Genomic DNA, 25,870 nt, shown 5'->3' with positions numbered 1-25,870 from the left:
TAGTAATAAAAGCTAAAATGAAAGGTAGATAAAGGGGGCTGGAAATTGAGAATTGTATCTTTAAGTAAAGGTAAACCTAAAGATTATCAATGGAAAGAAAAGCATGAAACATCTGCTATCGGTAAAACACCTGTAAAAGAACTCTTTTTAAAAAAAGATGCGATTGAAGGTGACGGAGTAGCTAATACAGATTTTCATGGTGGGATTGACAGAGCATTATGTCTTTATCCGTACGAACATTATGAAAAATGGCAAAAGGCATTTAACCGTACTTTTATACTTCCTTCTTTTGGTGAAAATATTAGTACAACAAATATGACTGAGAAGGAAATATATATTGGAGATGTGTTTGCAATTGGTGAAACGATTGTTGAAGTGACACAAGGGAGAGTTCCTTGTTCAACCATCTCAAAATTTAATGGTGAAGATCAATTACTAAAAAAGGTTTTTCAGACGAATCATACAGGTTATTTTTTCCGTGTGTTAAAAGAGGGAACGATTAACCTTCAGTCAGAAATTCAATTAGTCGAAAGAAAGCAATCGCAACTGTCTGTATGGGATGCGACTGATATTATACTACATAAACTTAGAGATATTGAAGCAATGGAAAAACTGTTGAATGTATCGGGGTTATCGCAAGAGTGGACAGAAATTTTAGAAAAAAGATTAAAAAATAAACAAAAACCTATTGACAATTAAAAGAATCAGGCATATCATATGTAACAAATAAAGACGTAAGCAATGACGAAGAGTAGTATCTTATATATGCTCATTTTAGAGAGCTGATGGTTGGTGGGAATCAGTGGGTGATATAAGTGAATGGACTTCCGAGCTTCCAGACCGAACCTTTATAACTAGTAGGCTCTGGCGAATGTCTCATCGTTAAAAGAGATAAATACGAATTTGTTATTCGTATTTGTTAAGTGAGTTGTAATATACAGCTAATAAAGGTGGCACCACGGGTCTCTCGTCCTTTTTAATAAGGAGAGAGGCCCTTTTTCGTTTAATTTCATATAAAAAATCGTTGATCAAGAGTAGTATATTTATCGTTAATCACATAAGAGAGCCGGTGTTGGTGGGAATCCGGTGTGATCGATAAATGGAATGGACTTGTGAGAGGTACCCTGAAAAATGTAAGTAAGGGACACGGGATTCCGCCGTTAAAAGGATAGAGTATCGATTTTGAATCTGTACTTGAAAAAGAGAATGTCCACATGGACATTCTGAACCTGAGGTGGCACCACGCATCTATATAGATACGTCCTCTATACCTAAAGCTATTGAGCGTTTTTGGTATAGGGGATTTTTTGCGTTTAAATTCGATTTATTATTGATAAGGAGAAGTGAAGAAATGAATCAGACTTTAGAAACCCTGGTTATTTTAGAAGTCAATGACGGTGATTTATTAACACCAATTGCCATTTATCAAAAGCTTTCAGGTAAAAAGAAATTCTTGTTTGAAAGTTCTTTAAAACATGAAGACGCTGGTAGATTTTCTTTTATCGGCTGCAATCCCGTTTTAGAAGTGCAAGGAAGTGCAAGAACTACGGTTATACTCTCAGAAAATGAGAGAGAAGAAGTAAAAAATAAACCGTTAGAAGTAGTCAAAGAGCAAATGAAAAAAATTGGCGTTCACAATTCTCAACAATTCCCTTTTATTGGTGGTGCCGTGGGGTTTGCTGGTTATGATGTCATAAGACAATATGAAGAAATAGGCGTTGAAATACAGGATGATTTGCAAATTCCCGAAGTACATTTCATGTTCTTTGAAGAAGTGATTGTTTTTGACCATTTAAAGCAAAAATTATTTTTAGTAGGCGTACCTATCGTATCAAATAAAAGGCAACTAGAAGAAAAATTAAGTAAGCGTAAGGCAGAGCTATTTTCTATGGAGCAAAAAACGGGTGAAAAAGCGCGAATCAGTCAATATAGACCATTAATGAGCGAAGATGCCTTTATCTCAAAAGTAGAAAAAGCAAAGGAATATATAAAGGCGGGAGATATTTTTCAAGTAGTATTATCCCAGCGGTTACAAGCAGAAATAAGTGGAGATCCTTTTGATTTTTACCGAAAACTCAGAATTGATAATCCTTCTCCATATATGTATTACTTGGACTTTGGTGATTACAAAGTAGCGGGGGCTTCTCCAGAGAGTTTAGTAAAGGTGAATCAGCATAAAGTAATGACTAATCCAATTGCCGGCACAAGGCCTAGAGGGAGAAGTAATTTAGAAGATGATCTGTTAGCAAAAGAGCTTAAGCAAGATGAAAAAGAGGTGGCAGAGCATCGAATGCTTCTTGATCTTGGGAGAAATGATTTAGGTAGAGTATGTGAATTTGGGACGATTAGCATTCGGAAATATATGAATATTGAAAAATATAAACATGTGATGCATCTCGTTTCTGAAGTAGAGGGGCAGTTAAAGAATGAATGTACAAATATTGATGCCCTTATTTCTTGCCTGCCAGCTGGTACAGTATCAGGTGCACCAAAAATAAGAGCGATGGAAATTATCAATGAATTAGAGGAAACAAAAAGAGGGATCTATTCCGGAGCCATTGGTTATTTATCGACAAACGGTAATATGGATTTTGCTCTTGCTATTCGAACGATGGTAGCAAAGGATGGGAACGCATATATTCAGGCTGGTGCAGGGATTGTTTATGATTCGATTCCTAAAAAAGAATATGAAGAAACGATTCATAAATTAAAGGCATTTCTGGAGGCAAACAAATGATTTTATTAATTGATAATTATGATTCATTTACTTATAACTTGTATCAATATTTAGGAGAACTAGGGCAAACGGTCGTAGTGAAACGAAATAACCAAATAACTGTCGAAGAAATTCGTTTATTAGATCCGACTCATATCATTTTGTCACCTGGCCCTGGGCGCCCAGAAAATGCAGGGATATGTGTGGAATTGATTCAACAATTACATCAAGAATACCCCATTTTAGGTGTTTGTTTAGGTCATCAAGCAATTGGATATGCATTCGGAGGTGAAATCACTGAAGCGAAGAAAATTATGCATGGAAAAACCTCAAACATGATGCATACGGGTGGGGGGGTATTTCAATATATGAGTCAACCGCTCGTAGTGATGAGATATCACTCATTAGTCATCAAATCAGGTAGCCTTCCAGGGTACTTCAACATTTCAGCACGTTCACTAGAGGACGGCGAAATAATGGCTATTAAGCATGAAGCATTTGATTTATATGGATTTCAATTTCACCCTGAATCCATTGGTACATTACAAGGACAAAAGATGTTGAGACATTTTATTGAAAACACTAAAAGGAGAGAGAAAGATGAAAGAAATTCTGCTGCAATTAACCAATAGCATTTCATTAACGGAAGAAGAAATGATAGAAGCTGTACAATATCTGTTTTCACCAGATATTACGGATAGTGAAATTGCTGCCTTTCTTGTTAGTTTAAAAGCAAAAGGAGAGACGGTTAATGAAATCGCAACATTTGTAAAAACATTAAGAGCTTATGCGCTAACCTTTGATACATCTATTCCTCATTTAATGGATAATTGTGGTACTGGAGGAGATGGTTCAAAAAGCTTTAATATTAGTACCACTTCTGCTTTTGTTATAGCTGCAAGCGGTATTCCTGTCGCGAAACATGGGAATAGGAGTGTATCAAGTAAAACGGGCAGTGCGGATGTCTTGGAACATTTAGGGATTCGTCTTGATTTATCACCACAACAAATTGAAGGAATATTAGAAAAGATTGGCATCGCATTTTTATTTGCACCTAATGTTCATCCGCAAATCAAGAGGATTATGAAAGTCAGACAAGATTTAAGAATTCCGACAACATTTAACTTATTAGGTCCGCTAATTAATCCAATGAATTTAGAAAATCAATTATTAGGCATTTATAAAAGAGATGCTGTTGAAATGTTTGCGGAAGTCCTTCAAAAGCTAGGACGAAAAAGAGCGGTCGTTATCAATGGAGCAGGGTATATGGACGAAGCTTCCTTACAAGGTGAAAACTATTTAGCTATTTTAAAAGACGGAAACATTCAAACGACTATGCTTCATCCTGAAGAGGTGGGGTTACATGTATATGCGAATGAAAAAATTCGTGGTGGTTATGCAAAAGAAAATGCAGCTATTTTACTTCGGGTTTTAGACGGAGAAAAAGGGGCGTATCGAGAAACCGTTGCGCTTAATGCTGGGATAGGTATTTTTGTTGGTGGAAGAACTGAATCAATTAAGGAAGGCGTGCAACTTGCTTTAGAAATCATTGATTCAGGCGCAGCCATGGAAAAGTTAGAGCAACTAAAAGCATTAAGTGTTCAATCTACAGAAAAGGTGATATAGACTCATGACAATCTTAGATCGTATCATTTCAGAAAAAAGACGAACTTTATCAAATTTAGCCTATTCAGAAAATAGTCGAAGGAACGGAACTACCCGCTCTTTATTAAAACAATTAGAAAAAAATAAACCTGTGATTATCGCTGAATTTAAACGAGCATCTCCCTCTAAAGGAATCATAAATAATCTATTACAACCTGACGAGCAAGCCTGTTTATATGAACGCTTTGGTGCTGATGCGATGTCTGTTCTGACCGATACCCCATTTTTTAAAGGAAATTTTACAGATTTAACAACTGTTTTTGATGCGGTATCGCTACCTTTATTATGTAAAGACTTTATTATCGATGAAAGGCAAATCGTTTATGCCAAAAATCATGGGGCAACAGTTATTTTATTGATTGTTGCAGCATTAACGAAAGATCAGTTAAAACAACTCTTTCATTTTGCAATCAATGAGGGTCTTGAGGTTTTGGTCGAAGTACACAATAAAGCTGAAGCAGAAAGGGCAATAGCATTAGGTGCTGAAATCATTGGTGTGAATAATCGTGACCTTCATACATTTGGTGTGGATTTGCAGGTAACGGAATCACTCGCTCCACTTATAAAAGAATCAGGAGCGTTCTTAATTAGTGAGAGTGGATTAAAAACAGGGGAAGATGTAGCAAGAGTAATTAATGCTGGAGCAGACGGTATTTTAGTCGGGGAAGCATTGATGACATCTGAAAACTTAGAATTATTAATGGGGCAAATGAAAAAGACGCAAAATTTGGCTGGTGGATCGAAATGAAAGTGAAAATTTGTGGAATTGTTAGTGAGGAAATTGCACAGCAAGCAATAGTCTATGGGGCTGATGCCCTCGGATTTGTTTTTGCTGTAAGTAAACGTAGAATTTCTACCGAGAAGGCGAAAAAGATTATTAAAGGTTTGCCTATAAATGTATGGAAGGTCGGAGTCTTTGTTGATGAGCCAATAGAATCGCTTCTTCTTATAGCAAAAGAAGTAGGCTTAACACATGTGCAATTACACGGTGATGAATCGAAAACCTATTGCACAGAAATCAAATCTCAAGGTTTTGAGGTAATTAAAGCGATACAAATGAAAAGCGAAAAAGATATCGACCTTATCTATGAATACGATGATGATTACATTCTTGTTGATAGTCCAAGAGGTAAATACCATGGCGGTAATGGAACGAGCTTTGATTGGACATTGCTGCAAGAAATGCAAAGAAAACACCCTAAATTAATTCTCGCTGGTGGTTTAACAGCAGAAAATGTTAAAGTCGCCATTTCACAATGTGCTCCCTTTATGGTTGATGTAAGTTCAGGTGTTGAAATAGATGGAAAAAAAAGTCCGAGTAAAATTAGAAGATTTATAGAAGCAACAAATTAAGAGGAGGAATAAAAATGACAACAACTATCCTACCAGATGAAAAAGGACATTTTGGCACGTATGGAGGAAGATATGTACCAGAAACGCTTATGCAGGCCATCCTAGAATTAGAAAAAGAATATGAAAAAGCAAAAGTGGATCCTGCATTTCAAAATGAGCTAAATGATTTATTAAGAGATTATGTTGGAAGAGAAACACCACTCTATTACGCGAAAAATTTGACAAAATACGCTGGGGGTGGAAAAATCTATCTCAAGCGCGAAGATTTAAATCATACTGGTGCCCATAAAATAAATAACTCTCTTGGGCAAGCATTATTGACTAAAAGAATGGGAAAATCAAAGGTTGTGGCAGAAACAGGGGCTGGTCAGCATGGTGTAGCAACTGCGACGGCTTGTGCGCTGCTTAATTTAGAATGTGTGATTTTTATGGGAGAAGAAGATATATTGCGTCAGCAATTGAATGTATTTCGGATGGAAATACTCGGTGCAAAGGTCATCAGTGTAAAGTCTGGAAGTGCAACCTTAAAAGATGCAGTTAATGAAGCATTAAGATATTGGGTGTCAAATGTAGAAGATACGCATTATATATTGGGCTCTGCTATGGGACCACATCCCTTCCCAAAAATTGTGAGAGATTTTCAAAGTGTGATTGGACAGGAAACGAAAAAACAATTTATCAAAAAAGAAGCTAAACTTCCAGAAGCGATAGTGGCATGTATCGGCGGAGGGAGTAATGCAATTGGCATGTTTTATCCGTTTTTAGAAGATCGTGAAGTAAAACTTTATGGCGTAGAGGCTGCTGGTTTAGGACTTCATAGTGAAAAGCATGCAGCATCATTAGCGAAAGGCAAACCTGGTATTCTTCACGGAGCCTATATGTATCTCCTTCAAAATGAAGATGGTCAAATACAGGAAGCCCATTCAATATCAGCAGGTCTAGATTATCCAGGGATTGGGCCAGAACATTGCTATTTACATGATATTGAACGAGTGAAATATGATGCCATTACCGATGATGAAGCACTGGAAGCGTTACAGGTGCTTTCGAAAACTGAAGGAATTATTCCGGCATTAGAAAGTGCCCATGCAATTAGTTATGCGATAAAACTTGCAAAAGAAATGGAGCCAACAGAACATATCGTTGTTTGTCTTTCTGGTAGAGGAGATAAAGATATGGAGGCTGTTAGATCGAAAATAGGGGGAGTGAAAGCATGAACCGTATCGAAAAAGTGTTCCAAACAATGAAAAAAGAAGGAAAAAAAGCATTTGTACCTTATGTAATGGCTGGGGACGGTGGCTTAACATCTTTGAAAGAAAAGTTAGTGTTTTTACAAGAAGCAGGAGCAACTGCCATTGAGATAGGTATCCCATTTTCTGATCCAGTAGCTGATGGTCCCGTTATTCAAGAGGCTGGTATTAGAGCTTTAAATACGGATGTTACCTTAAAAGAAATTGTAGAGTGTATGAGAGAAATACGACCAATAATCCATATTCCATTGATCTTTATGACGTATATGAACCCATTATTAGCTTATGGGCTGGAGCGGTTCTCGAGAGATATTCAAACATCCGGTATCGATGGATTAATCATTCCTGATTTACCTATTGAAGAAGAAGAGATTATCACTTCTTACTTAGATGAAGTTAAGATCGAATTGATTCGTTTAGTGACATTACAAAGTCCAATCGAAAGAATTGCGGAAATCACCAAGCGAGGTAAAGGTTTCGTCTACGCTGTTACCGTAAATGGCATTACTGGTACGAGAGCACAATTTGCTTCTCAGCTCTCAAGTCATTTAGAGAAAATAAAAAGTATAAGTCCACTACCTGTCTTAGCTGGATTTGGAATCTCCACACCAGAACATGTAGAAGAAATTCTTCAGTATTGTGATGGCGTCATTGTCGGATCAAAAATTATAGAGCTAATGGAAGCTGGTAATAATGAACAGATCCGCACTTTGATTAACGCAACCAAGCTACCTATTGCTTGAAAAATGAAGTTTGATAAAGAGCCGATTGGCTCTTTTTTTTACCTAAAACTAACAACAGAAAAAGAACATAATTAACGACTGATAAATCAAAATATGATAAGGAGAAAAAATATTCCCGCGAAAGGAGAAAAAAATGCAATATGGTTTAGAAGACTACCAGAGCACACTTGAACAATATATAAAGGATATCGAGGCTCAACTTTCTCACTTATCAAATATTAATATTGGCGTTGATTGTTGCATTTTAACCGAATTTGAACAGCTCCAACAAATTGTGTCTAATGCCCATAATTTAACGGCGATTTATTACTTGCAACATTATTTATCACCGTTTACAAACCATTTTTCTAGCATATCATTAGCGGGGCAAACACTATCGAACAAAGGTCACGGTGGTTTAATCATTATCGAGCGCGAAGTGGATGTTACGCCCTTTATCCATAATGGCATTCAAATCGATGCAAGGGTGAGTCAAGCTTTAATAGAAACGATTTTTTATCCAGGTGGTCCTGTACATGATGGAGGAACATTAATTCGTGGTGATATAATCATTTCAGCTGGAAATATTCTCCCTTTAACCAATAGGGAAGTGAATGGGCGCGTTTTAGGTACACGACACCGGGCGGCACTTGGTTTATCGGAACTTACGGATGCGGTTATCTTAGTTGTATCAGAAGAGTCTGGTCGTATTTCTTTTGCTTATAAAGGAGAGTTATTTGTTGTTCGTCCTTAAAATTATACATAGAAAAGCTCTAACTTGTACATATTACTCAAGGAAAGATATGTAAAAGGAGGCTTTTTTCTAATGAATAATGATCATAATGGTGAAAATGAAAAACTCGAACAAGAAGAAACCTTGACCAATCGCCAAGGACATCCGGTTACTAATAATCAAAACATACGAACAGTAAGCAACAGAGGACCAGCGACACTAGAAAATTATGATTTTATTGAAAAAATTAGTCACTTCGACCGTGAGCGTATTCCAGAAAGGGTCGTGCATGCACGAGGTGCTGGCGCTCATGGTTATTTTGAAGCGACCGGCATGGCAGGTGACGAACCAGTATCTAAATATACAAGGGCAAAACTTTTCCAGGAAAAAGGGAAAAAAACACCCGTGTTTGTTCGTTTTTCATCTGTTATCCATGGTGGTCACTCCCCGGAAACACTGCGAGATCCGAGAGGGTTTGCAACAAAATTTTATACAGAAGAAGGGAATTGGGACTTAGTAGGAAATAATTTAAAAATATTTTTTATTCGGGATGCGATGAAGTTTCCTGACATGGTGCATGCATTTAAACCAGACCCATTAACCAACATTCAGGATGCAGAGAGGTTTTTTGATTTTTGTGCTAATTCACCTGAAAGTTTTCATATGGTCACATTTCTCTATTCACCTTGGGGAATACCGGCAAACTATCGCCAAATGCAAGGCTCGGGTGTGAATACATATAAATGGGTTAACGAAAATGGGGAAGCGGTACTTGTAAAGTATCATTGGGAACCGAAGCAAGGGATAAAAAATTTAACACAAGAGGAAGCCGAACAGATTCAAGCAAAGAATTTCAATCATGCTACACAAGACTTATATGACGAAATTGAAAAAGGTAATTATCCTGAATGGGATTTTTTCGTTCAAATCATGAGTGATGATGCGCATCCAGAATTAGATTTTGACCCCTTGGATGATACAAAATTATGGCCGGAGGATCAATTTCCATGGCTTCATATTGGTAAGATGGTGTTAAATAAGAATCCGGAAGATTATTTTAATGAAGTCGAACAAGTTGCCTTCGGAACAGGGGTACTCGTTGATGGTCTTGATTTTTCTGATGATAAAATGTTGCAAGGTCGAACATTTTCTTATTCAGATACGCAAAGATATCGTGTTGGACCTAACTACTTGCAATTACCTATTAATAAGCCGAAAACAAATCAAGCGACAAATCAGCGTGGAGGACAGATGTCTTACTATGTCGATAAAGCACCTGGCCAAAATCCGCATATTAACTACGAACCATCTAGTTTAGGTGGTTTAAAAGAATCAGAGCAATTCGGTAAAGAGCATACACCAAAAATTAGTGGTGAGCTCGTTCGAGAATCGATTGATCGTGATGATAATACAAAACAGGCAGGACATACCTTCCGTGAATTTGAAGACTGGGAAAAAGATGAACTGATATCAAACTTAGTGAATGACCTTTCCACATGTGCTAAGGTGTTACAAGATAAAATGATTACATTAGCTGAATCAGCGGATGATGAATATGGCAAGAGGCTAAGAGAAGGTTTAGCGAATGCTCGGAAAGAGGAAGGGATGCATAAAGGTCGTCCACTTGGTGATAAAGATGGCGATGACGCACCCGGACATGCTGAACAGATGGGGCATGATGCAGATCGTTATTAATGAAAGGAGGGCTTGTTGCCCTTCTTTTTATTTTATTGGAATTATAAAGTACCTATGAGCGTTACTCACGTAATTAAGGCTATGAAAAAGGGTTGTTAGGGTAGAAAATAGATTCCTTTAGATTATCAGGCAGCTATATTTTTACGTTTTGAATATGGTTGGTATATGCTTTTATTAGGAAAGGGGTTGTCATCATGTGTGGTCGATTTACTTTATCTGAAGAAGTGTTCATTCTACAAAAAACATTTGAGTTTTATTATCATGATGTAGCGGATTTACCCAGGTATAATATTGCACCGGGGCAAAAAATTTTAGCTATAGTAGAGGAGCAAGGAGAGAAAATTGGGAGGAAAATGACATGGGGTTTCATACCACCATGGGCAAAAGCAAAACGTAATAGCACTTCATTCATTAATGCACGTGCAGAAACAGTGGATGAGAAACCTAGCTTTAAGCACTCTTTCCATACAAGGCGCTGTTTAGTCTTAGCTGATGGCTTTTATGAATGGAAGAAAAGAGAAGGTGGTAAAAGCCAGCCTTTTCATTTTACATTGCTTGAAAAAAAGCCGTTTGCGATGGCGGGAATCTGGAGCGAATATAGACAAGGGGACGAACTTTTTACATCATGTTGTATTTTAACTACAGCAGCAAATGAGATCATGTCGTCTGTTCATCATCGTATGCCGGTCATGTTAACAGGTAATGAAGGGGATAAGTGGATGTATAGCAAAGATAAAAAACAGCTGAAATCATTATGCAAACCTTTTCAAAGTGATGAAATGCAAATGGTTAAAGTCTCAGAATTGGTGAATTCTGTGCATAATGATTATCCTGAGCTACTGAATAGTTTATAATCTAAAAAATTGTTCAAGAGCTCCTTCTTGAACAATTTTAGAATGGTTGTACGAGAGGATGTGGATGGCGTATAAAGAATCCACCATCGCTATAATCAATCATTGTATCCTGTAGATAAGGTAAATCTGTAGGGTGGTATATGACTTGCACTGTATCATTTGTATAGATAGCGTCTTGTGTTGTGATTGTATCGGTTAGTGTAAGGTCATATTTCCGCTGGTTACAACAAGGGGTCGTAATTCGAAAGCGAATCATCACTTTGTCTTGACCGCTCCAATCTAAGAGTGCCTGTGTGGCCTCTTTTGTAATTGCAAACAAGTTACTCAACTCCTGTTTTTTTGCGCTCTGAATTTTATTAACTTCTCTTTAAATTGAGACCATCTCTTGATTCGAATTGTCTTTTCATCATTTTCATGGGTTTGATAAAAAAGTGAACGACGAACTACATAATGTATAACTTCTTCAATGATAATTAGTCCTACTAAAATACTTAAGGCAATAGTTAACCAAATTGGCAATTATAACCCTCCTAATAGTGGGAATATATTAATCAGTATGAGGAAAATCTGAGATGGCTTTAATATTCATTTTATCATATTTTTCGTACAACATGGTTGTATGATGGCTGGATCAATAAAAAAAGAAACGAGCTCATTCCACTATTACTCGGAATGGAGTTCGTTTCTTTATATATAAATATTTTATATCTTTACATATAAATGGTTACGTAAATAGAAATAAAAAGATCAACGTTCCGTAAATCTCTACATAATTAGTCAGAGAATTTAACAAAATAGTCCGATTTAACTGTTTTGTACAAGGCGAAGAAGTTTATGTGCATCATCTCCTGTAAGAGCCGCATAATACTCCCATATCTCGTCTCTTAATAAGTCGAGTTCAATAATTTTTTTCGCTAATTGAACTGCTTCTTCATTTTCCATTTGTTAAATCCCCCAATTAATTTTGATTATTTAATTGATAAGTGTTTTTTTGATAATCCTTCAAGTTCAGAGAGTGTTAAGCTTTGAAGTTTCTGATCGTGCAAACCGTATTCTTGTAATAACTTAATCAAATAATTTCGTTTCTTTTCCACCGCTTTACGTAAATATTGCATTTTTATCTGCTCCTTTAAATGGATGATGATGTCATTCTAAAACGTTTGTTATAAAAAATCATCTGAATTGTAAGATAATCTAACATGGTTTATTTTATGTTATTTTTTTTAACATAACTAGTGAAATTTTTTAACAATTCTGTATAATAGAAATAAAACCTTGAAATAGGGTGGTCTGCAGATGGAAAATGAATGGTCATATAAGGAAAGAAAAGTCATTTCAATTGGCGCTGTTAGTGAACTTACTGGATTAAGCGAAAGACAAATTAGATACTATGAAGAACGAAAATTGATATTTCCTTCAAGGTCTGATCGTGGTAATCGCAAATATTCTTTTTCGGATGTAGAAAGGTTAATAGATATTGCAAATAAACGAGAAGAAGGTGTGAGAACAGATGAAATTCGTATGGAGTATAAAAAAGAAAAGGTGAAAGAAGATCGCGAAACAAGAAAGAAAATGATACAAGGACAACTCAATGCGAGATTTATGGGGCAGAATAATGGAAAGAGATTTAGTTGATATTTGAAAAGAATAGAAGGTGGCAGGGTTCTTTAAAACAGGATGACGAAAGTAGTCTCCGTTTTAAAGCCCTTTTTTTATCTCGTATGTTACAGAATATGCCGTTAATGGTATTCTGTTATATATGATGACATAAATACATATTCTATGAGAAATGAAGGCTGTCCCTCTATATTGGTTTTAGAAGGGATTAGTAAAATAATTCTGTATTTCTTCTCAATACTTCCTTATTTTAACGAATTCGTATACGATGGATAAGCGTAATTGTGGACCTTCAGAATAAGGTTTTGACGACATGGAGGGATATTTCTTTGAGTAAAAATAATGAACATGTGTTTGAAGTAATTGAGCTTTGTTTATTAGCGGGTAAAATAATGCTGCAATCCGGAGCAGAGACATATCGTGTGGAAGACACAATGACGAGAATAGCGGGGGCATTAGGCATTCCTAATTCACATAGTTATGTTACTCCTACAGGAATTGTTTTTTCGACTGATGACACCAACCCAGCGAAATTAATAAGAATCTCAGAACGTTCTACAGATCTATATAAGGTGACATTAGTAAATGGTGTATCGAGAAAAGTAAGTAATGGCGAACTGACAAGACAAGAAGCATTTGAAAAGTTAATGGAAATTGAAAAGGCAAATTATACATTTCCAATTTATCAACAGGTACTTGCAGCATCTATTGCTAGTGCTTGTTTTATGATTATGTTTTTAGGCCAGTGGCATGATTTTTTTCCTGCCTTTATTACTGGTGGTGTTGGTTTCCTTTCTTTTATTTTTTTGCAGAGAGTAGTGCAAATTCGCTTCTTTTCTGAATTTCTGGCCTCTCTAATTATTGGTGTGATCTCGATGCTTTTTGTCAAAATCGGAATAGGTGAGCAACTGGATAAAATCATTATTGGTTCCGTTATGCCACTCGTACCTGGATTACTGATCACTAATGCTGTGAGAGATTTAATGGCAGGGCATCTTGTTTCAGGTTTATCCAAGGGCGCAGAAGCGTTTTTAACAGCATTTGCTATAGGTGCTGGGATTGCTGTTGTCTTTGCAACTATGAGTTAAATGAAAGTGAGGTGCGAAATACATGACAATGGTTATTACACATTTGTTTACAAGTTTTATTGCGGCAACATCGTTCGGTGTCATTTTTAATGCGCCAAGAAAATCATTATTGCGTTGTGGGTTTGTTGGTATGGTTGGCTGGATCATCTATATAATTCTTGTGAACAATCATTATGATGCAATCCCCGCTTCGTTAATTTCTGCAGTGTTCATTTCAGCAATTAGTCATATTTTCGCAAAAATCTATCGTACGCCAATAATTATCTTCAGTGTTGCTGGTATAATTCCATTGGTTCCAGGTGGTATTTCCTATGATGCAATGAGACATTTTGTGTTAAATGATTATAATATGGCCATCCAATTGGCAGCAAAGGCATTTATGATATCAGGTGCGATTGCGGTGGGACTTGTCATTGCAGAAGTGTTTTTTCAATTGTTTATGAAAGCAAAACATAAAATAACATCCAGAAACACATAATAGAGAAGAGGTGCGCATAGCACCTCTTTTCTATTAATTAATGAAAAGATGTGAAAGCAGGATGAGACGTTTCATATTTTGTATTTGTTTTATGTTTCTTTTGCAAAATGAATCGGGGGTTCAAGCTTTAACTATAGAAAAAACGAACGTAACACAGCAACTCCATGAAATGAGTGTGGAGGAAAAAATAGGGCAAATGTTAATGATAGATTTTAATCAAACAGTCGGGAGCGGACAAATAGGTGTGAATGCTTCAATCATTCGGGTAATAGATCAAATCCAACCTGGTGGGATTATTTTTTTTAAGGAAAATATTCAATCGATGGAACAAACAAAGCGATTTACAACGGAATTACAACATCTCAATCGTGGAATTCCTTTCTTTATAGGCGTAGATCAAGAAGGTGGAGAAATAGTGAATCGTCTCCCTTTCTTAACAGAAATGCCAGGAAATATGGCATTGGGAGCTAGTAGTGATCTTGGACTTACAAAGCGTGTCGCCTCAGTATTAGGAAAGGAGTTGGATTCATTAGGTTTTAATATGAACTTCGCACCAGTGGTTGATATGAATAGTAATCCTTTAAATCCCATCGTAGGTGTCCGCTCTTTTGGGGAAAATCCATACTTAGTTGCAAAAATGAGTGCAGCTTTTATGGAGGGGCTCCATGAAGCAGGAATAGTTGCTGTAGCAAAGCATTTCCCAGGTCATGGTGATGTAACGGTTGATTCTCATAAAGGGTTACCCACTGTGTCTAAGTCTATCGAGCAATTAAAGAAAAATGAGCTCATACCTTATCGATATTTAATAGACAATGGTCTTCAATCCATTATGACTGCTCATATTGCGTTTCCGGCTATTGAGAAGTCAGTATATCCAGCATCGCTATCTCACGCTATAACAACGAATCTTCTGCGGCAAAGTCTTGGGTTTAATGGAGTAGTTATAACAGATGCCCTAAATATGCAAGCGGTAGCGAGCAATTTTACAGCAGCTGATGCCGCTATTTCTGCTGTTAATGCTGGTGCAGATATATTATTAATGCCAAGTGAAGCATTAACTGTTAAGCGGGCGCTGATAAATGCCGTCAAAACAGAGGTTATTAGTGAGGAAAGAATTGATTTATCTGTGCTAAGGATTCTAAACTTGAAAGCACAGTTATTTAAAGAGCATAACACGATTGATGTCATACGTGTTAAAGAACATCTTAAGGTAGAAAAAGAAGCGGCTGAAAAAGGGATTACAATTATAAAACGAGATGAGACGCTCCCGATTCAAAAAAATGAGAGGGTGGCATTCATAGATGATGGCAGTAATCATCAATCGAACAAACGGTTAACTGAAATATTAGTTAAAGCGGGAATCTCCGTTACAACCGAAGAAGAGGCAGAACGACTCATTTATATTTTACATCATAAAAAAGGCGCGTTATTGAATAACAACCTACAAAAGGAAAAGAAGCCAATCATAGTGATTTCGACAACAACTCCTTATCACTATGAACAATGGGATTTTGTACAAGGATTTATTGCTACATTTAGTCAATCGAAAGCTAGTATACAGGCAGTAAGTGATTATCTTAGAGGGGAATTGTTAGCAACAGGATGTCTACCAGTTTCCATATACGATTCAACAGGAAAAGTGATTGTAATGAATGAAGAGCAGTGTAAATAAAGTAAAAAGGTATTGTAACTTTTATCTTCGAGGCATATAATCCAAGATATATTTTGAAAGTTAGGAGAATAGCATGTTTAGAAGATTTTTCACTTATTATTTACCTCATAAAAGATTATTTATTATTGATTTTAGTTGTGCCATTATCGTTGCTCTACTAGAATTAGCTTTTCCATTAGCTGTTAGTTGGTTTGTCGATGAATTACTACCAACCAACAATTGGTCAATGATTGTTGCGGTTAGTGCGGGTTTGTTTGCTCTTTATTTTACGAGTACTGGGCTACATTTTGTTGTTAACTACTGGGGACATAAACTTGGTATTAATATTGAAACAGATATGAGACAGCAATTATTTACACATGTGCAGAAGCAATCTTTTCGTTTCTTTGATAATACGAAAACCGGTCATATTATGAGCCGGACAACCAATGACTTAATGGATATTGGTGAGTTAGCCCATCATGGACCAGAAGACCTTTTTATTGCAGCGATGACTTTTGTCGGCGCTTTTTGGATCATGTTAACTATTAATGTGAAGCTTGCATTGGTAGCAATATTTATTGTGCCGTTCCTTGTATGGCTCATCGCATATTGTAATATTTCTATGAATAAAGCTTGGAAAAGAATGTATACAGAAATTGCCGAAGTGAATGGTAGGGTAGAAGATAGTGTTTCTGGTGCCCGTGTTGTTCAGTCTTTTACAAATGAAGCTTTTGAAATTGAAAGATTTACAAAGGATAATAGAAGGTTTCGTTCGGCTAAACTTCGTGGCTATAAAGTCATGGGGATCACATTATCTGGCGTCTATTTCCTCACGAGAGTGTTAATTCTATCTGTTTTAGTTTTTGGTGCTTGGTTAGCTTTCAATAATCAGTTAGCACCAGGAGAGTTGGTCGCTTTTGTATTGTATGCTAATCTTTTATTAAAGCCGATTGATAAAATTAGTGCGTTAATGGAGCTCTATCCAAAAGGAATGGCAGGGTTCAAGCGTTTCACAGAAATGATTGATCAAGAACCAGATATAAATGATAAGCCTGATGCAATAGAAGTTGATTCATTACACGGGAATATTACCTTTAACGATGTCACATTCGGGTACAATGATACTCAAAAAGTTTTACAAGAGTTGAATTTTCATATTCAATCTGGACAAACGGTGGCCTTTGTTGGTCCTTCAGGCGCTGGAAAGTCTACGATTTGTTCCTTAATACCTAGATTTTATGATGTTGATAAAGGAACCATTACGATTGATGGTATCAACATTCAAGATATGACGAAAAACTCTTTAAGAAATCAAATTGGTATCGTTCAACAAGATGTCTTTTTGTTTACAGGCACCATTAAAGAGAATATTGCTTATGGCAAGTTGGATGCAACGGAAGAGGAAATCATATTAGCAGCAAGTAAAGCCCACCTAACGCAATGGATTGATACGTTACCTGATGGTTTCGAGACACAAGTTGGCGAGAGAGGGTTAAAACTTTCTGGGGGACAAAAGCAACGTTTAGCCATTGCGAGAATGTTTTTGAAAAATCCACCGATTTTAATCTTAGATGAAGCCACTTCAGCACTTGATACCGAAACTGAAAAACTCATTCAGTCGGCCTTAACTGAGTTATCTAAAGATCGAACGACACTTGTTATAGCCCATAGATTTGCCACGATTAAAAATGCCGATAAAATCATGGTTGTTACTGAGGATGGTATAACCGAAGAAGGAACTGAAGAAGAGTTACTCGCTCTTGAAGGGATTTTTGCGAACCTACATCATGTGCAGTACCAATAAATAAAGGTTGTCAAAGTGAAGATTATTTATCATAATAAAAGATATGTGAAATTTAAAGAAAGACTTGTTTACCCGGTAGAAAGAATGTGGCTTTTCTTTCTCTGGGTTTTATTATGCCCAAAAGATAAGGAGGATGACAATGAAGATGAGAGTTTCTAGTGTGCAGTATCATTTGCATACGATTCGTTCGTTTGAGGATTTTGCTCGTCAATGCAAACACTATATTCTTACTGCAAAAGAGTTTGATTCTGAGTTTGTATTGTTTCCAGAATTTTTTACAACTCAATTACTATCAATTGGTAGTGAAACGGGTGAGAGTTTATCCATTGCAGAATTACCAGGTTTTACGAAACAATATCAATCGCTGTTTACTCAATTAGCTGCCGAAACAAATATGCATATGATTGCAGGGACTCACGTAATCAGGCGAAATAATCGTCTCTATAATATGGCCCATCTTTTTTACCCGGATGGACGGATAGAAGAACAAGCAAAGCTTCATTTGACACCGACTGAAATATATGAATGGGGCATAACAAAGGGTGAAGACTTAAAAGTTTTCGATACAGAAAAAGGTAGGATTGCGATTCTTACATGTTATGACATAGAATTTCCTGAGATTGTCCGCATGGCAGTAGCGAAAGGGGCAGATGTTATTTTTTGCCCTTCGTGTACCGATGACCGCCATGGTTTTCATCGCGTCAGATACACTTCTCACGCAAGAGCAATCGAAAATCAAATCTATGTAGTAGGTGCAGGGACGGTGGGATCACTTCCCACAGTTGATTTTATGCGTGCAAATTTTGGACAAGCAGCTATCATGACACCAAACGATATACCCTTTCCTCCGCAAGGTGTTTTAGCTGAGGGGGAATTAAATAATGATATGATTATTACAGCTGACATCGATCTTCATTTATTGGATGAAGTAAGAAAAAAAGGATCTGTTACAACTTGGCGTGACCGAAGAACAGATTTATATTATGATTGGGAAAAGGCAAGATAGGATTATTGAACATGTCATTGATTTTCCACTAAAAACAGTGAGTATGTGTCCATACTTAGGGAGAACCCTGAGGTAAACAAACGAGTCAAAAACTCAGTAACAGATAAAAATAGGATTGGATTAAATTATGGTTTCGATAGGCGGTGTTGTGGTGAAAAAATATCCTGGCTTTCTTCTTATATTTATAGGTATTGTTTTACTGTATTTTTCCTTTAAACTAGATGTTTCGCCAATCGTAGCGATTCTATTATTGCTTTCAAGTTTAATCGCTAATATCGCAGGTACGGTTATATTAGTAAAGCTAATTATTACTATTCAAAGGAAAGCAGCCGAATTGAATAAAGAAGAATGATTGGAAGGGTTCGCTCTATGTTCGAACTACCTTACGAGTGTGATGCTGAGAATTCAATTAAAGGCAATCACTTAATAAATATATATGAGTACCAAGGGATAGAAAAAGTCAGTTCCGTAAATGAGTGTTAACGGGACTGACTTTTTCTTTTTATCTATTTTCTTTATCAGTTTATCTCTATTATTCAATCTCCATCTTTTTTTCTGTACCATCAGCAAATATACGGTATTCTTCAATTTTCTGCTCATCGTTTACATAATAGAGTGCTGCACTTCTAATATTTTTCTCATCATCAAAATCAAAGTATATAATGGCCTCTAATTGTTTATTTTTTAACGCATCCATATCGACGAGCTGATAATCAGCATCTAATGAATAATGTTCATCATGTTTAAAATCATAGCGAAAAGAGGGTAAGCCGTACATATCATCCTTCATTTTTTGATCGGGTTGACCAAACTGATCGATTACGTCTTGTTCTGTCAGGTCGCTATGTAGTTTATCTTTTAATGTCGAAACGATATTTGCTTGTTCTTGAGTAGTCTCATTTTCAACTGTAGTATCCTTTGCTGCCACCGGTTCCCCATTTGGTACCGCAGTTAAGTTCAAAAATAGGACGAATGTTAGGACGGATAAGGAAAGTATAAACTTAAACATTTAATCTCCTCCGTTTATATTTTCTGTTTCTACTATTCATATTTCCTTTTATACACTTTCAAAACATCAATTCAACAATTAATAGAAAGTTTTTGCTATACAATCTTTATGTATAGGTTTGTTATAATAGAAGAACATTTGAAAAAAGGAGCATGATTTGTGGAATTGAACCTCACTGACAAGATGATTATTGAAAGATGTGGAGCTGTTTCTTATAAGCGCGGTAAAGCTTTTTTCTCTGCAGGGAAAGTCAACTTTATAACAGAAGAAGAAAACAAAATCTATGCAGTTGTTAAAAGCGGAGAACACTTCAATGTGGAAGTAGAACGGACAGATGGTGAGATACAATCAAAGTGTAATTGCCCTCAACTCTCTTCTTATCGTAAAGAATGTCAGCATCTAGCAGCCGTTTATATTGCCTGTCAAAAAAAGAACAGAGTGAGAGCGGACTCAGATGCGAATCAACTATTCTCCTTATTTGCAAAAGAGATTCCGGAAGTAAATGAACAAGCCCATTTTGAGTATAGAAAAAAATTAGAAATCCATATACAATGCCGTACGGTGACATGGAAAAATGAAGCAAGGCTAGCGCTATCATTTATCTATCAAGGTCTACCTATTTCCTCCCCTCATGATTGGTTCCGTTCTTTTATGCAAGGAAGGGTTTACAAAGAAAGTAATGGACTTCGTTTGGATGCTAGTAAACATTATATAGCCGAACCAATCGTCAATATTATGCAACTATTAGAGAATGCAGAAAGAAAGCACGAATGGTTATTCATTCCTTCATTAACTTGGGAAAAAGTAATGGAGAACATCATTCGGTTAGGTAATAGTCACTTTATAGAAGAGAACAAACAGTTACAAACGATGAGATTATCAGATCAACCTTTACCCATCATTTTTGAACTCTCTTATAACGAAGAAGAAAATATGGCTATTTTATCTTACAATCACAATGATTCTTTTCAGCTTTTACCATATTATCAAGCTGTATATAAAGAGGGATGCTTTTATCATTGGCCTAACCATGACTTTAGACGTTTAACTGAATTGTTAAAGATGATGCAGAAGGATGAGAAATTGATGATTGCTGATGAACAAATCTCATTTTTCTTAAATAAAGTAGTGCCTGGGTTAAAGAAGCTTGCGACCATAACCATAGCTGATACGCTTAAAAAACAATATATGCAAGCCCCCCTAGTGGCAAAGCTTTATTTAGATCGCTTAAATCATAAATTATTAGCTAGTCTGGAGTTTCATTACGGCAAATTAAGTTTTAATCCATTAGATGAAGAAAAAGCTAAAAAGGTTCTTTTTAGAAATAAAGAAGACGAGGAGCAAATCCTCTCTTTAATGGAGCAGGCCTCTTTTACAAAAACGGATGAAGGTTATTATATTCAAAATGAAGAATTGGAATATCATTTTTTAATGCATATTTTACCTGATTTACAAGAGCTTGTACGTATATACACGACTACAGCCATAAAGATGAGGATTGATAAAGGTAAAACGCGTCCAGTTATTAGAGTGAAAATGAAAAAAGATCGAATGAATTGGCTGCAATTTAAATTTGATATTGAAGGAATTCCTGAGCAAGAAATTAAAGAAATTCTAAGTGCAATTGAACATAAACGAAAATACTATCGCCTCAAGAACGGGGCATTATTATCATTAGAAACAGAAGATTATCAACAAATTAAGGCTTTTTTGAACGAAGTACCTCTGCAAGCTGAAAATTGGAGTGAAACGACACTTGCTCGTGGCTTACAGCTTATTGCAAAAACGAAGGAAGATACGATTGCCTTTGAAGCATCTATAAGAAATTTTCTTCAAGATTTTAAAAATCTTAAAGAAGAAGACTACCCTCTACCAGGGAATTTTTCGTCCATATTAAGGCCCTATCAAATGGAAGGTTATCAGTGGATGAGAAAGCTGGCAGAAAACCAATTTGGTGGAATTTTAGCAGACGATATGGGGCTTGGGAAAACAATACAAGCGATTACTTTCATCTATTCTTATATAGATGAAATAAGACATAAGCAGTCACCTGCTCTTATTGTATGCCCCTCAGCCGTACTTTACAATTGGTTACAAGAATGGATGAAGTTTGTACCGGATATGAAAGTTGTGATTTTAGATAGCAAACAGAGCGAAAGACAATTATTACGTAAAGATATTCATGTAGCAGATGTAGTTATTACATCATATACGTTAATAAGGAAAGACATTCATTGGTTGAGAAATGAACGTTTCCACACGATTATCTTTGATGAAGCACAAAGTTTTAAAAACCCATTAACTGAAACACATAAATCTGTAAAACAATTATCATCACAATATAAGTTTGCGCTAACAGGTACACCAATTGAAAATGCAATCGAGGACTTATGGTCTGTCTTTCATATTATCTTCCCAGATTTATTTCTCGGCTTACAACAATTTAGTGAACTAAATAACGCTGCGATTGCCCGAATAATTCAACCTTTTGTTTTACGAAGAATGAAAACAGAGGTATTGGAAGAGCTTCCAGTTAAGGAAGAAAAAATCGAAAGAATAGATTTATATAAAGAACAACAAAAAATTTATTTAGCGTATCTAGCCAAATTGAAAGAAGATACATTAAAGCATTTAGATAAACGGACGTTAAGGAAAAATCGTATTAGAATTTTAGCAGGACTAACGAGGTTAAGACAGTTATGTTGTCACCCAGCATTATTTGTAGAAGACTATCAGGGACGATCAGCTAAACTAGATCAATTATTGACTTTATTACAAGAAGCCAAACAGGCGAATCGCCGTGTGCTCATTTTCTCTCAATTTACGAGCATGCTTGAAATAATCAGTAGTGAACTCTCCTTTCAAGGGAAAGAATTCTTTTATTTAGATGGTCATACAACCGCAAAGGAAAGAGTAGAAATGTGTGAACGGTTCAATAGCGGGGAAAAGAACCTCTTTCTGTTATCATTAAAAGCTGGTGGCACTGGTTTGAATTTAACAGGTGCAGACACTGTTATTTTATATGACACATGGTGGAATCCAGCGGTGGAAAGCCAGGCGGCGGACCGTGCCTACCGCATCGGTCAAAAAAAAGATGTTGTAGTCGTGAAATTAATCGCTAAAGGTACGATTGAGGAAAGAATGGAAGAAATGCAGTATCGCAAAAAAGATTTAATTCATACAATCCTTGACCGGGAACCAGAAGACTTTCTTACGGAAGAAGATCTATTACATCTTTTAGATATAAGAGACTAATGGGTCTCTTTTTTTTGTTTCTGGTCTCTTGATTAGGTGTTATAAAGGCAAGTAATATTCCTAGTTCATTCATTTAATGTGGTTCACTCTTTTGAATAAAAGAAGAAAGTCTACCAATTTTAAATGGGAATTCTATAGTTTTCGCTAGCTAGCTCACTCAAAATAATATAACTCACTACCTTTACGCATTTATTTAACCTGTGTCTGTTCTAAAAGAGTTAATCATTGAAATGTTGAAGTGAATATGTTTTCATGGAGACTGGATTAAATAATTGAAATAACTAGATTTTTACAGATGATGGAGTATCATCCCTCTTTATTAGGCCAAAGAGATTAGGAGAAAGGTGCAAAAAAATACAAGTTTTTAGGAAAAAGTTTCAGTTTGTAATAAAAAAATGATGAAATATGTCGGATTAGTAATATATTTGTAACATTGCTATTACCTGAATGTCAAAAAGGGATGATATAATGCATTTTGTACTAGATAATATACCGACATATAAAAGTGAACTATAGTAAAAAAAACATAGAAAAATAGACAATATAGATAAAACATACATAAAATGGAAAAATGTTAAAAAGGCAGGGGAAAATGAGTGAAGAAAAAGATTATCGCATTAAACACAACAATTATGTTAGGCCTTGGAGCCTTCGCACTTCCAGCAGTGAACGCAGAATCTCTGGATGACATTAAAAAAGAACGCTCTGATGTCAAATCTGATCTTTCTAAAGCAGAAAAAGAACTTGCAGCTGTATTAACAGAATTAAATGGTTTAGAAGAGAAAATCGCAAAAGTAGACCAAGCAGTAGCCGATAACGAGAAAATTGTTAAAGAAACAGAAAAAGAAATTGAAGAAGCTAAAGCAAAAGTAAAAAAACTTGAAGAAGAAATTAAAGTCATTCAAGAAAGAATTGACAAGAGAAGTGAAATCTTAAAAGAGCGCGCAGTGGCTATCCAAAATAGTGGTGGTTCTAACGTTAACTATATTGAAGTCCTTCTAGGTTCTACTAGCTTCAGTGATTTTGTTGATCGTGTTGGTGCGATTTCTAAAATTGTCGATGCAGACGAAGAATTATTAATTCAACATGATAAAGATAAAAAAGAAGTAGAAGAAAAGAAAGCAACAGTAGATAAAGAGTTAACTACACTAAATGAAAAAATGACTGATCTTGAAGGTATGCGCGAGCAACTAAAAGAACAGGAAGCACAAAATGATAAGCTAAAAGCTGAATTAAAAGAAAAAGAGGAAGTTGCAGCTGAAAAAAAATCTAAGTTACAAGCTAAAGATGTTGATCTAGCAGCAATGCAAGCTGATATTGAGAGCAGCATGGCGAGACAAGCTCCTGTAGAAGCAAGTGTTACAAATAATGAATCAACTTCAACTGCAAATACTACAAACTCTAATAGTAGTTCTAAATCTAAGTCTTCAGCAAAGGCATCTTCTGCACCAGCATCTACAACTGTTGGTAGCGGTATGCAAGCAGTTATTTCAGCAGGTAATAAATACATCGGAAATTCAGTTTATGTATTTGGCGGTGGACGCTCAGCATCAGATATCGCTGCAGGCCGTTTTGATTGTTCTGGATTCGTACATTGGGCATTTGCTCAAGGTGGCTATAGTGTAGGTGCTAGTACGGATGCATTGAAGAATCAAGGTACACCAGTTCCAGCAAGCCAAATGCAACCTGGGGATATGGTATTCTTTAATACTTATAAAACAGATGGTCATGTTGGTATTTATATCGGTGGCGGTAAATTCATCGGTTCACAAAGCAGCACAGGTGTAGCCATTGCTGATATGTCAAGTGGTTATTGGGCAAAAGCATTTAACGGCCGCGTTAACCGCATCAACTAATCTATCACTTGAATTTTTGAAAAAGCGTCTTGTTACGAATGTAATAGGGCGCTTATTTATTTTATACCCAATTCTGTTCTCATCTTAAACATGGATCTTGAAACCTAATCATAATCGGTAAAAGAGAACAAATTAGTACTAAGTTGTATTATCCCATCAAATAATAGACCAGCACTTAAATGATTGTGGCGTTTGAAAACGTCCTGTTTATTCTCCTCAGCTATCGAATTCTCTATGTAAATAGGTGTCGAGTAAAATTGTCAACCTAACTTATCTTCTATAAGTAGTTATAAAATTATCAGTTAATTCAAAAAAATAGTTGCAATTATTCTTATTAGGTGTTTTAATAAAATTAACTTATCTGATATGTGATATATAACAGGATGTGATGATTTTGGCAATTGAAAAGATTGAGACGAAGAGAGTCTCACATATTATTGAAGAGAAGTTAGAGGAAATGATTCTCGATGGTCAATATCAAATAGGTGAAAAACTTCCATCAGTCCGCATGCTTTGTGAGTCTTTTGGTGTCGGGCGATCAGCGATTCGAGATGCAATCACTGCATTGAAAGGGAAGGGATTAGTTGAGGTAAAACAAGGAGAAGGTACTTATGTGAAGGCATTTGATGTTCATACATTACTGGGGAGTAAGTATTGGAATTTGTATGAAAAGGATATACGAGAACTCTTTCAAGCACGTAAGATTGTCGAGGTAGGTTTAGCGGAATTAGCTGCCAATCACAGATCAGAAAAGGATGTAGAGGATTTACATTATATACTTACAGAAAAAAAGGGGTGGGAATCAGATTTTTTATTTCACCAAAAGCTTGCTGGTATTGGAGGTAATACAGTTTTAATGCAATTTATAGACTTCATATCCGCACCATTGAAGCAATCGCTAGTAAAATTCCATCAATATATACAGAACAGTAAAGAAAAAGGTTCAATCATTGAAACCCAACATATGAACATTTTCCAAGCAATTAAGGAACGAAATAGCAAAAAAGCTTCAGAAGAAATGTTGGCGCATTTGACCACAGTCGAAGACATGTTACAAGAGACATCTACTATGGAGTAAAAATTTTTCGCTAATTGAGGAACGGTGTTTGGTAATA

26 protein-coding genes and 2 other annotated features are annotated in these 25,870 nt (G+C 36.0%); of the genes, 21 read left to right on the top strand and 5 right to left on the bottom strand.

Annotated features, from left to right (window positions below; translation table 11 throughout):
* Nucleotides 1-45: 45 nt before the first annotated feature.
* The 11 genes from LCM23_RS19700 (at nt 46) to LCM23_RS19650 (ending at nt 10,988) form a co-directional block, all read left to right on the top strand.
* Nucleotides 46-699, top strand: a complete 654-nt coding sequence (locus tag LCM23_RS19700; protein ID WP_224938459.1) for an MOSC domain-containing protein — start codon at nt 46-48, stop codon at nt 697-699.
* A gap of 33 nt (nt 700-732) precedes the next feature.
* Nucleotides 733-978, top strand: a binding site (T-box leader).
* A gap of 37 nt (nt 979-1,015) precedes the next feature.
* Nucleotides 1,016-1,269 (top strand) — a binding site (T-box leader).
* Nucleotides 1,270-1,351: 82 nt separating this feature from the next.
* The gene (gene trpE, locus LCM23_RS19695; protein ID WP_224938458.1) at nt 1,352-2,737 is read left to right on the top strand and encodes an anthranilate synthase component I; all 1,386 of its coding nucleotides are present in this window, start codon (nt 1,352-1,354) and stop codon (nt 2,735-2,737) included.
* Nucleotides 2,734-3,348 carry an anthranilate synthase component II gene (locus LCM23_RS19690; RefSeq protein WP_224938457.1) on the top strand — a complete coding sequence of 205 codons (615 nt, stop codon included), beginning with the start codon at nt 2,734-2,736 and terminating at the stop codon, nt 3,346-3,348. The genes trpE and LCM23_RS19690 overlap by 4 nt, the downstream gene beginning before the upstream one ends.
* Complete coding sequence (gene trpD / locus LCM23_RS19685) at nt 3,317-4,342, top strand: anthranilate phosphoribosyltransferase (protein ID WP_224938456.1); 1,026 nt, start codon at nt 3,317-3,319, stop codon at nt 4,340-4,342. Before LCM23_RS19690 ends, trpD begins: the two co-directional genes overlap by 32 nt.
* 4 nt (nt 4,343-4,346) lie before the next feature.
* Nucleotides 4,347-5,129, top strand: coding sequence for an indole-3-glycerol phosphate synthase TrpC (gene trpC, locus LCM23_RS19680; RefSeq protein WP_224938455.1), 783 nt, complete (start codon nt 4,347-4,349; stop codon nt 5,127-5,129).
* A complete protein-coding gene (locus LCM23_RS19675) occupies nt 5,126-5,734 on the top strand; it encodes a phosphoribosylanthranilate isomerase (RefSeq protein ID WP_224938454.1) in 609 nt (202 codons plus the stop codon). The genes trpC and LCM23_RS19675 overlap by 4 nt, the downstream gene beginning before the upstream one ends.
* Before the next feature lie 14 nt (nt 5,735-5,748).
* Entirely contained in the window at nt 5,749-6,951 is a 1,203-nt protein-coding gene (trpB, locus tag LCM23_RS19670) for a tryptophan synthase subunit beta (RefSeq protein WP_224938453.1), read from the top strand.
* The gene (gene trpA / locus LCM23_RS19665; RefSeq protein WP_224938452.1) at nt 6,948-7,727 is read left to right on the top strand and encodes a tryptophan synthase subunit alpha; all 780 of its coding nucleotides are present in this window, start codon (nt 6,948-6,950) and stop codon (nt 7,725-7,727) included. Before trpB ends, trpA begins: the two co-directional genes overlap by 4 nt.
* Nucleotides 7,728-7,860: 133 nt before the next feature.
* Nucleotides 7,861-8,460, top strand: a complete 600-nt coding sequence (gene cdaS, locus LCM23_RS19660; RefSeq protein ID WP_224938451.1) for a sporulation-specific diadenylate cyclase CdaS — start codon at nt 7,861-7,863, stop codon at nt 8,458-8,460.
* A 72-nt stretch (nt 8,461-8,532) separates the two neighbouring features.
* Entirely contained in the window at nt 8,533-10,134 is a 1,602-nt protein-coding gene (locus LCM23_RS19655) for a catalase (RefSeq protein WP_224938450.1), read from the top strand.
* A gap of 194 nt (nt 10,135-10,328) precedes the next feature.
* Nucleotides 10,329-10,988: an SOS response-associated peptidase gene (locus LCM23_RS19650; protein ID WP_224938449.1), complete on the top strand. Its 660-nt coding sequence runs from the start codon at nt 10,329-10,331 to the stop codon at nt 10,986-10,988.
* Nucleotides 10,989-11,025: 37 nt separating this feature from the next.
* Here the strand turns inward: LCM23_RS19650 and LCM23_RS19645 are convergent, their stop codons facing one another.
* From LCM23_RS19645 to LCM23_RS19630, 4 genes are all read right to left on the bottom strand, one after another.
* Nucleotides 11,026-11,307 carry an iron-sulfur cluster biosynthesis family protein gene (locus LCM23_RS19645; protein WP_224938448.1) on the bottom strand — a complete coding sequence of 94 codons (282 nt, stop codon included), beginning with the start codon at nt 11,305-11,307 and terminating at the stop codon, nt 11,026-11,028.
* A gap of 5 nt (nt 11,308-11,312) precedes the next feature.
* Nucleotides 11,313-11,507, bottom strand: a complete 195-nt coding sequence (locus LCM23_RS19640; RefSeq protein ID WP_224938447.1) for a hypothetical protein — start codon at nt 11,505-11,507, stop codon at nt 11,313-11,315.
* A gap of 285 nt (nt 11,508-11,792) precedes the next feature.
* A complete protein-coding gene (locus tag LCM23_RS19635) occupies nt 11,793-11,930 on the bottom strand; it encodes a hypothetical protein (protein WP_180316959.1) in 138 nt (45 codons plus the stop codon).
* A gap of 26 nt (nt 11,931-11,956) precedes the next feature.
* Entirely contained in the window at nt 11,957-12,103 is a 147-nt protein-coding gene (locus LCM23_RS19630; protein ID WP_224938446.1) for a Fur-regulated basic protein FbpA, read from the bottom strand.
* Nucleotides 12,104-12,284: 181 nt separating this feature from the next.
* On the opposite strand from LCM23_RS19630, the gene LCM23_RS19625 reads away from it, so the two are divergent.
* From LCM23_RS19625 to LCM23_RS19595, 7 genes are all read left to right on the top strand, one after another.
* Nucleotides 12,285-12,623 carry a MerR family transcriptional regulator gene (locus LCM23_RS19625; RefSeq protein ID WP_191817265.1) on the top strand — a complete coding sequence of 113 codons (339 nt, stop codon included), beginning with the start codon at nt 12,285-12,287 and terminating at the stop codon, nt 12,621-12,623.
* Nucleotides 12,624-12,934: 311 nt separating this feature from the next.
* Nucleotides 12,935-13,693 (top strand): threonine/serine exporter family protein, encoded by a 759-nt coding sequence (locus LCM23_RS19620; protein ID WP_224938445.1) that lies wholly within the window; start codon nt 12,935-12,937, stop codon nt 13,691-13,693.
* Between the two features lie 28 nt (nt 13,694-13,721).
* Nucleotides 13,722-14,171, top strand: a complete 450-nt coding sequence (locus LCM23_RS19615) for a threonine/serine exporter family protein (RefSeq protein ID WP_224938506.1) — start codon at nt 13,722-13,724, stop codon at nt 14,169-14,171.
* Between the two features lie 61 nt (nt 14,172-14,232).
* Nucleotides 14,233-15,843 carry a glycoside hydrolase family 3 protein gene (locus LCM23_RS19610; protein ID WP_224938444.1) on the top strand — a complete coding sequence of 537 codons (1,611 nt, stop codon included), beginning with the start codon at nt 14,233-14,235 and terminating at the stop codon, nt 15,841-15,843.
* Nucleotides 15,844-15,916: 73 nt separating this feature from the next.
* Nucleotides 15,917-17,629, top strand: coding sequence for an ABC transporter ATP-binding protein (locus tag LCM23_RS19605; RefSeq protein WP_224938443.1), 1,713 nt, complete (start codon nt 15,917-15,919; stop codon nt 17,627-17,629).
* A 139-nt stretch (nt 17,630-17,768) separates the two neighbouring features.
* The gene (locus tag LCM23_RS19600; protein ID WP_224938442.1) at nt 17,769-18,635 is read left to right on the top strand and encodes a carbon-nitrogen hydrolase family protein; all 867 of its coding nucleotides are present in this window, start codon (nt 17,769-17,771) and stop codon (nt 18,633-18,635) included.
* A 151-nt stretch (nt 18,636-18,786) separates the two neighbouring features.
* Nucleotides 18,787-18,987: a hypothetical protein gene (locus LCM23_RS19595; RefSeq protein WP_224938441.1), complete on the top strand. Its 201-nt coding sequence runs from the start codon at nt 18,787-18,789 to the stop codon at nt 18,985-18,987.
* A 180-nt stretch (nt 18,988-19,167) separates the two neighbouring features.
* On the opposite strand, the gene LCM23_RS19590 is transcribed toward LCM23_RS19595, so the two are convergent.
* Nucleotides 19,168-19,644, bottom strand: a complete 477-nt coding sequence (locus LCM23_RS19590; protein ID WP_224938440.1) for a hypothetical protein — start codon at nt 19,642-19,644, stop codon at nt 19,168-19,170.
* Between the two features lie 159 nt (nt 19,645-19,803).
* On the opposite strand from LCM23_RS19590, the gene LCM23_RS19585 reads away from it, so the two are divergent.
* From LCM23_RS19585 to LCM23_RS19575, 3 genes are all read left to right on the top strand, one after another.
* Nucleotides 19,804-22,899 (top strand): SNF2 helicase associated domain-containing protein, encoded by a 3,096-nt coding sequence (locus tag LCM23_RS19585; protein ID WP_224938439.1) that lies wholly within the window; start codon nt 19,804-19,806, stop codon nt 22,897-22,899.
* A 596-nt stretch (nt 22,900-23,495) separates the two neighbouring features.
* Nucleotides 23,496-24,755 carry a C40 family peptidase gene (locus LCM23_RS19580; RefSeq protein ID WP_224938438.1) on the top strand — a complete coding sequence of 420 codons (1,260 nt, stop codon included), beginning with the start codon at nt 23,496-23,498 and terminating at the stop codon, nt 24,753-24,755.
* A gap of 394 nt (nt 24,756-25,149) precedes the next feature.
* Nucleotides 25,150-25,833, top strand: a complete 684-nt coding sequence (locus tag LCM23_RS19575; RefSeq protein ID WP_224938437.1) for a FadR/GntR family transcriptional regulator — start codon at nt 25,150-25,152, stop codon at nt 25,831-25,833.
* The last annotated feature ends 37 nt before the right edge of the window (nt 25,834-25,870 follow it).

Origin of the sequence: Cytobacillus kochii, assembly GCF_020171845.1 — a bacterium.
GTDB classification, from domain to species: domain Bacteria; phylum Bacillota; class Bacilli; order Bacillales; family Cytobacillaceae; genus Cytobacillus; species Cytobacillus kochii.
The sequence above is the reverse complement of the archived record's forward strand: the minus strand, read 5'-3'. Positions and strand labels throughout refer to the sequence as shown.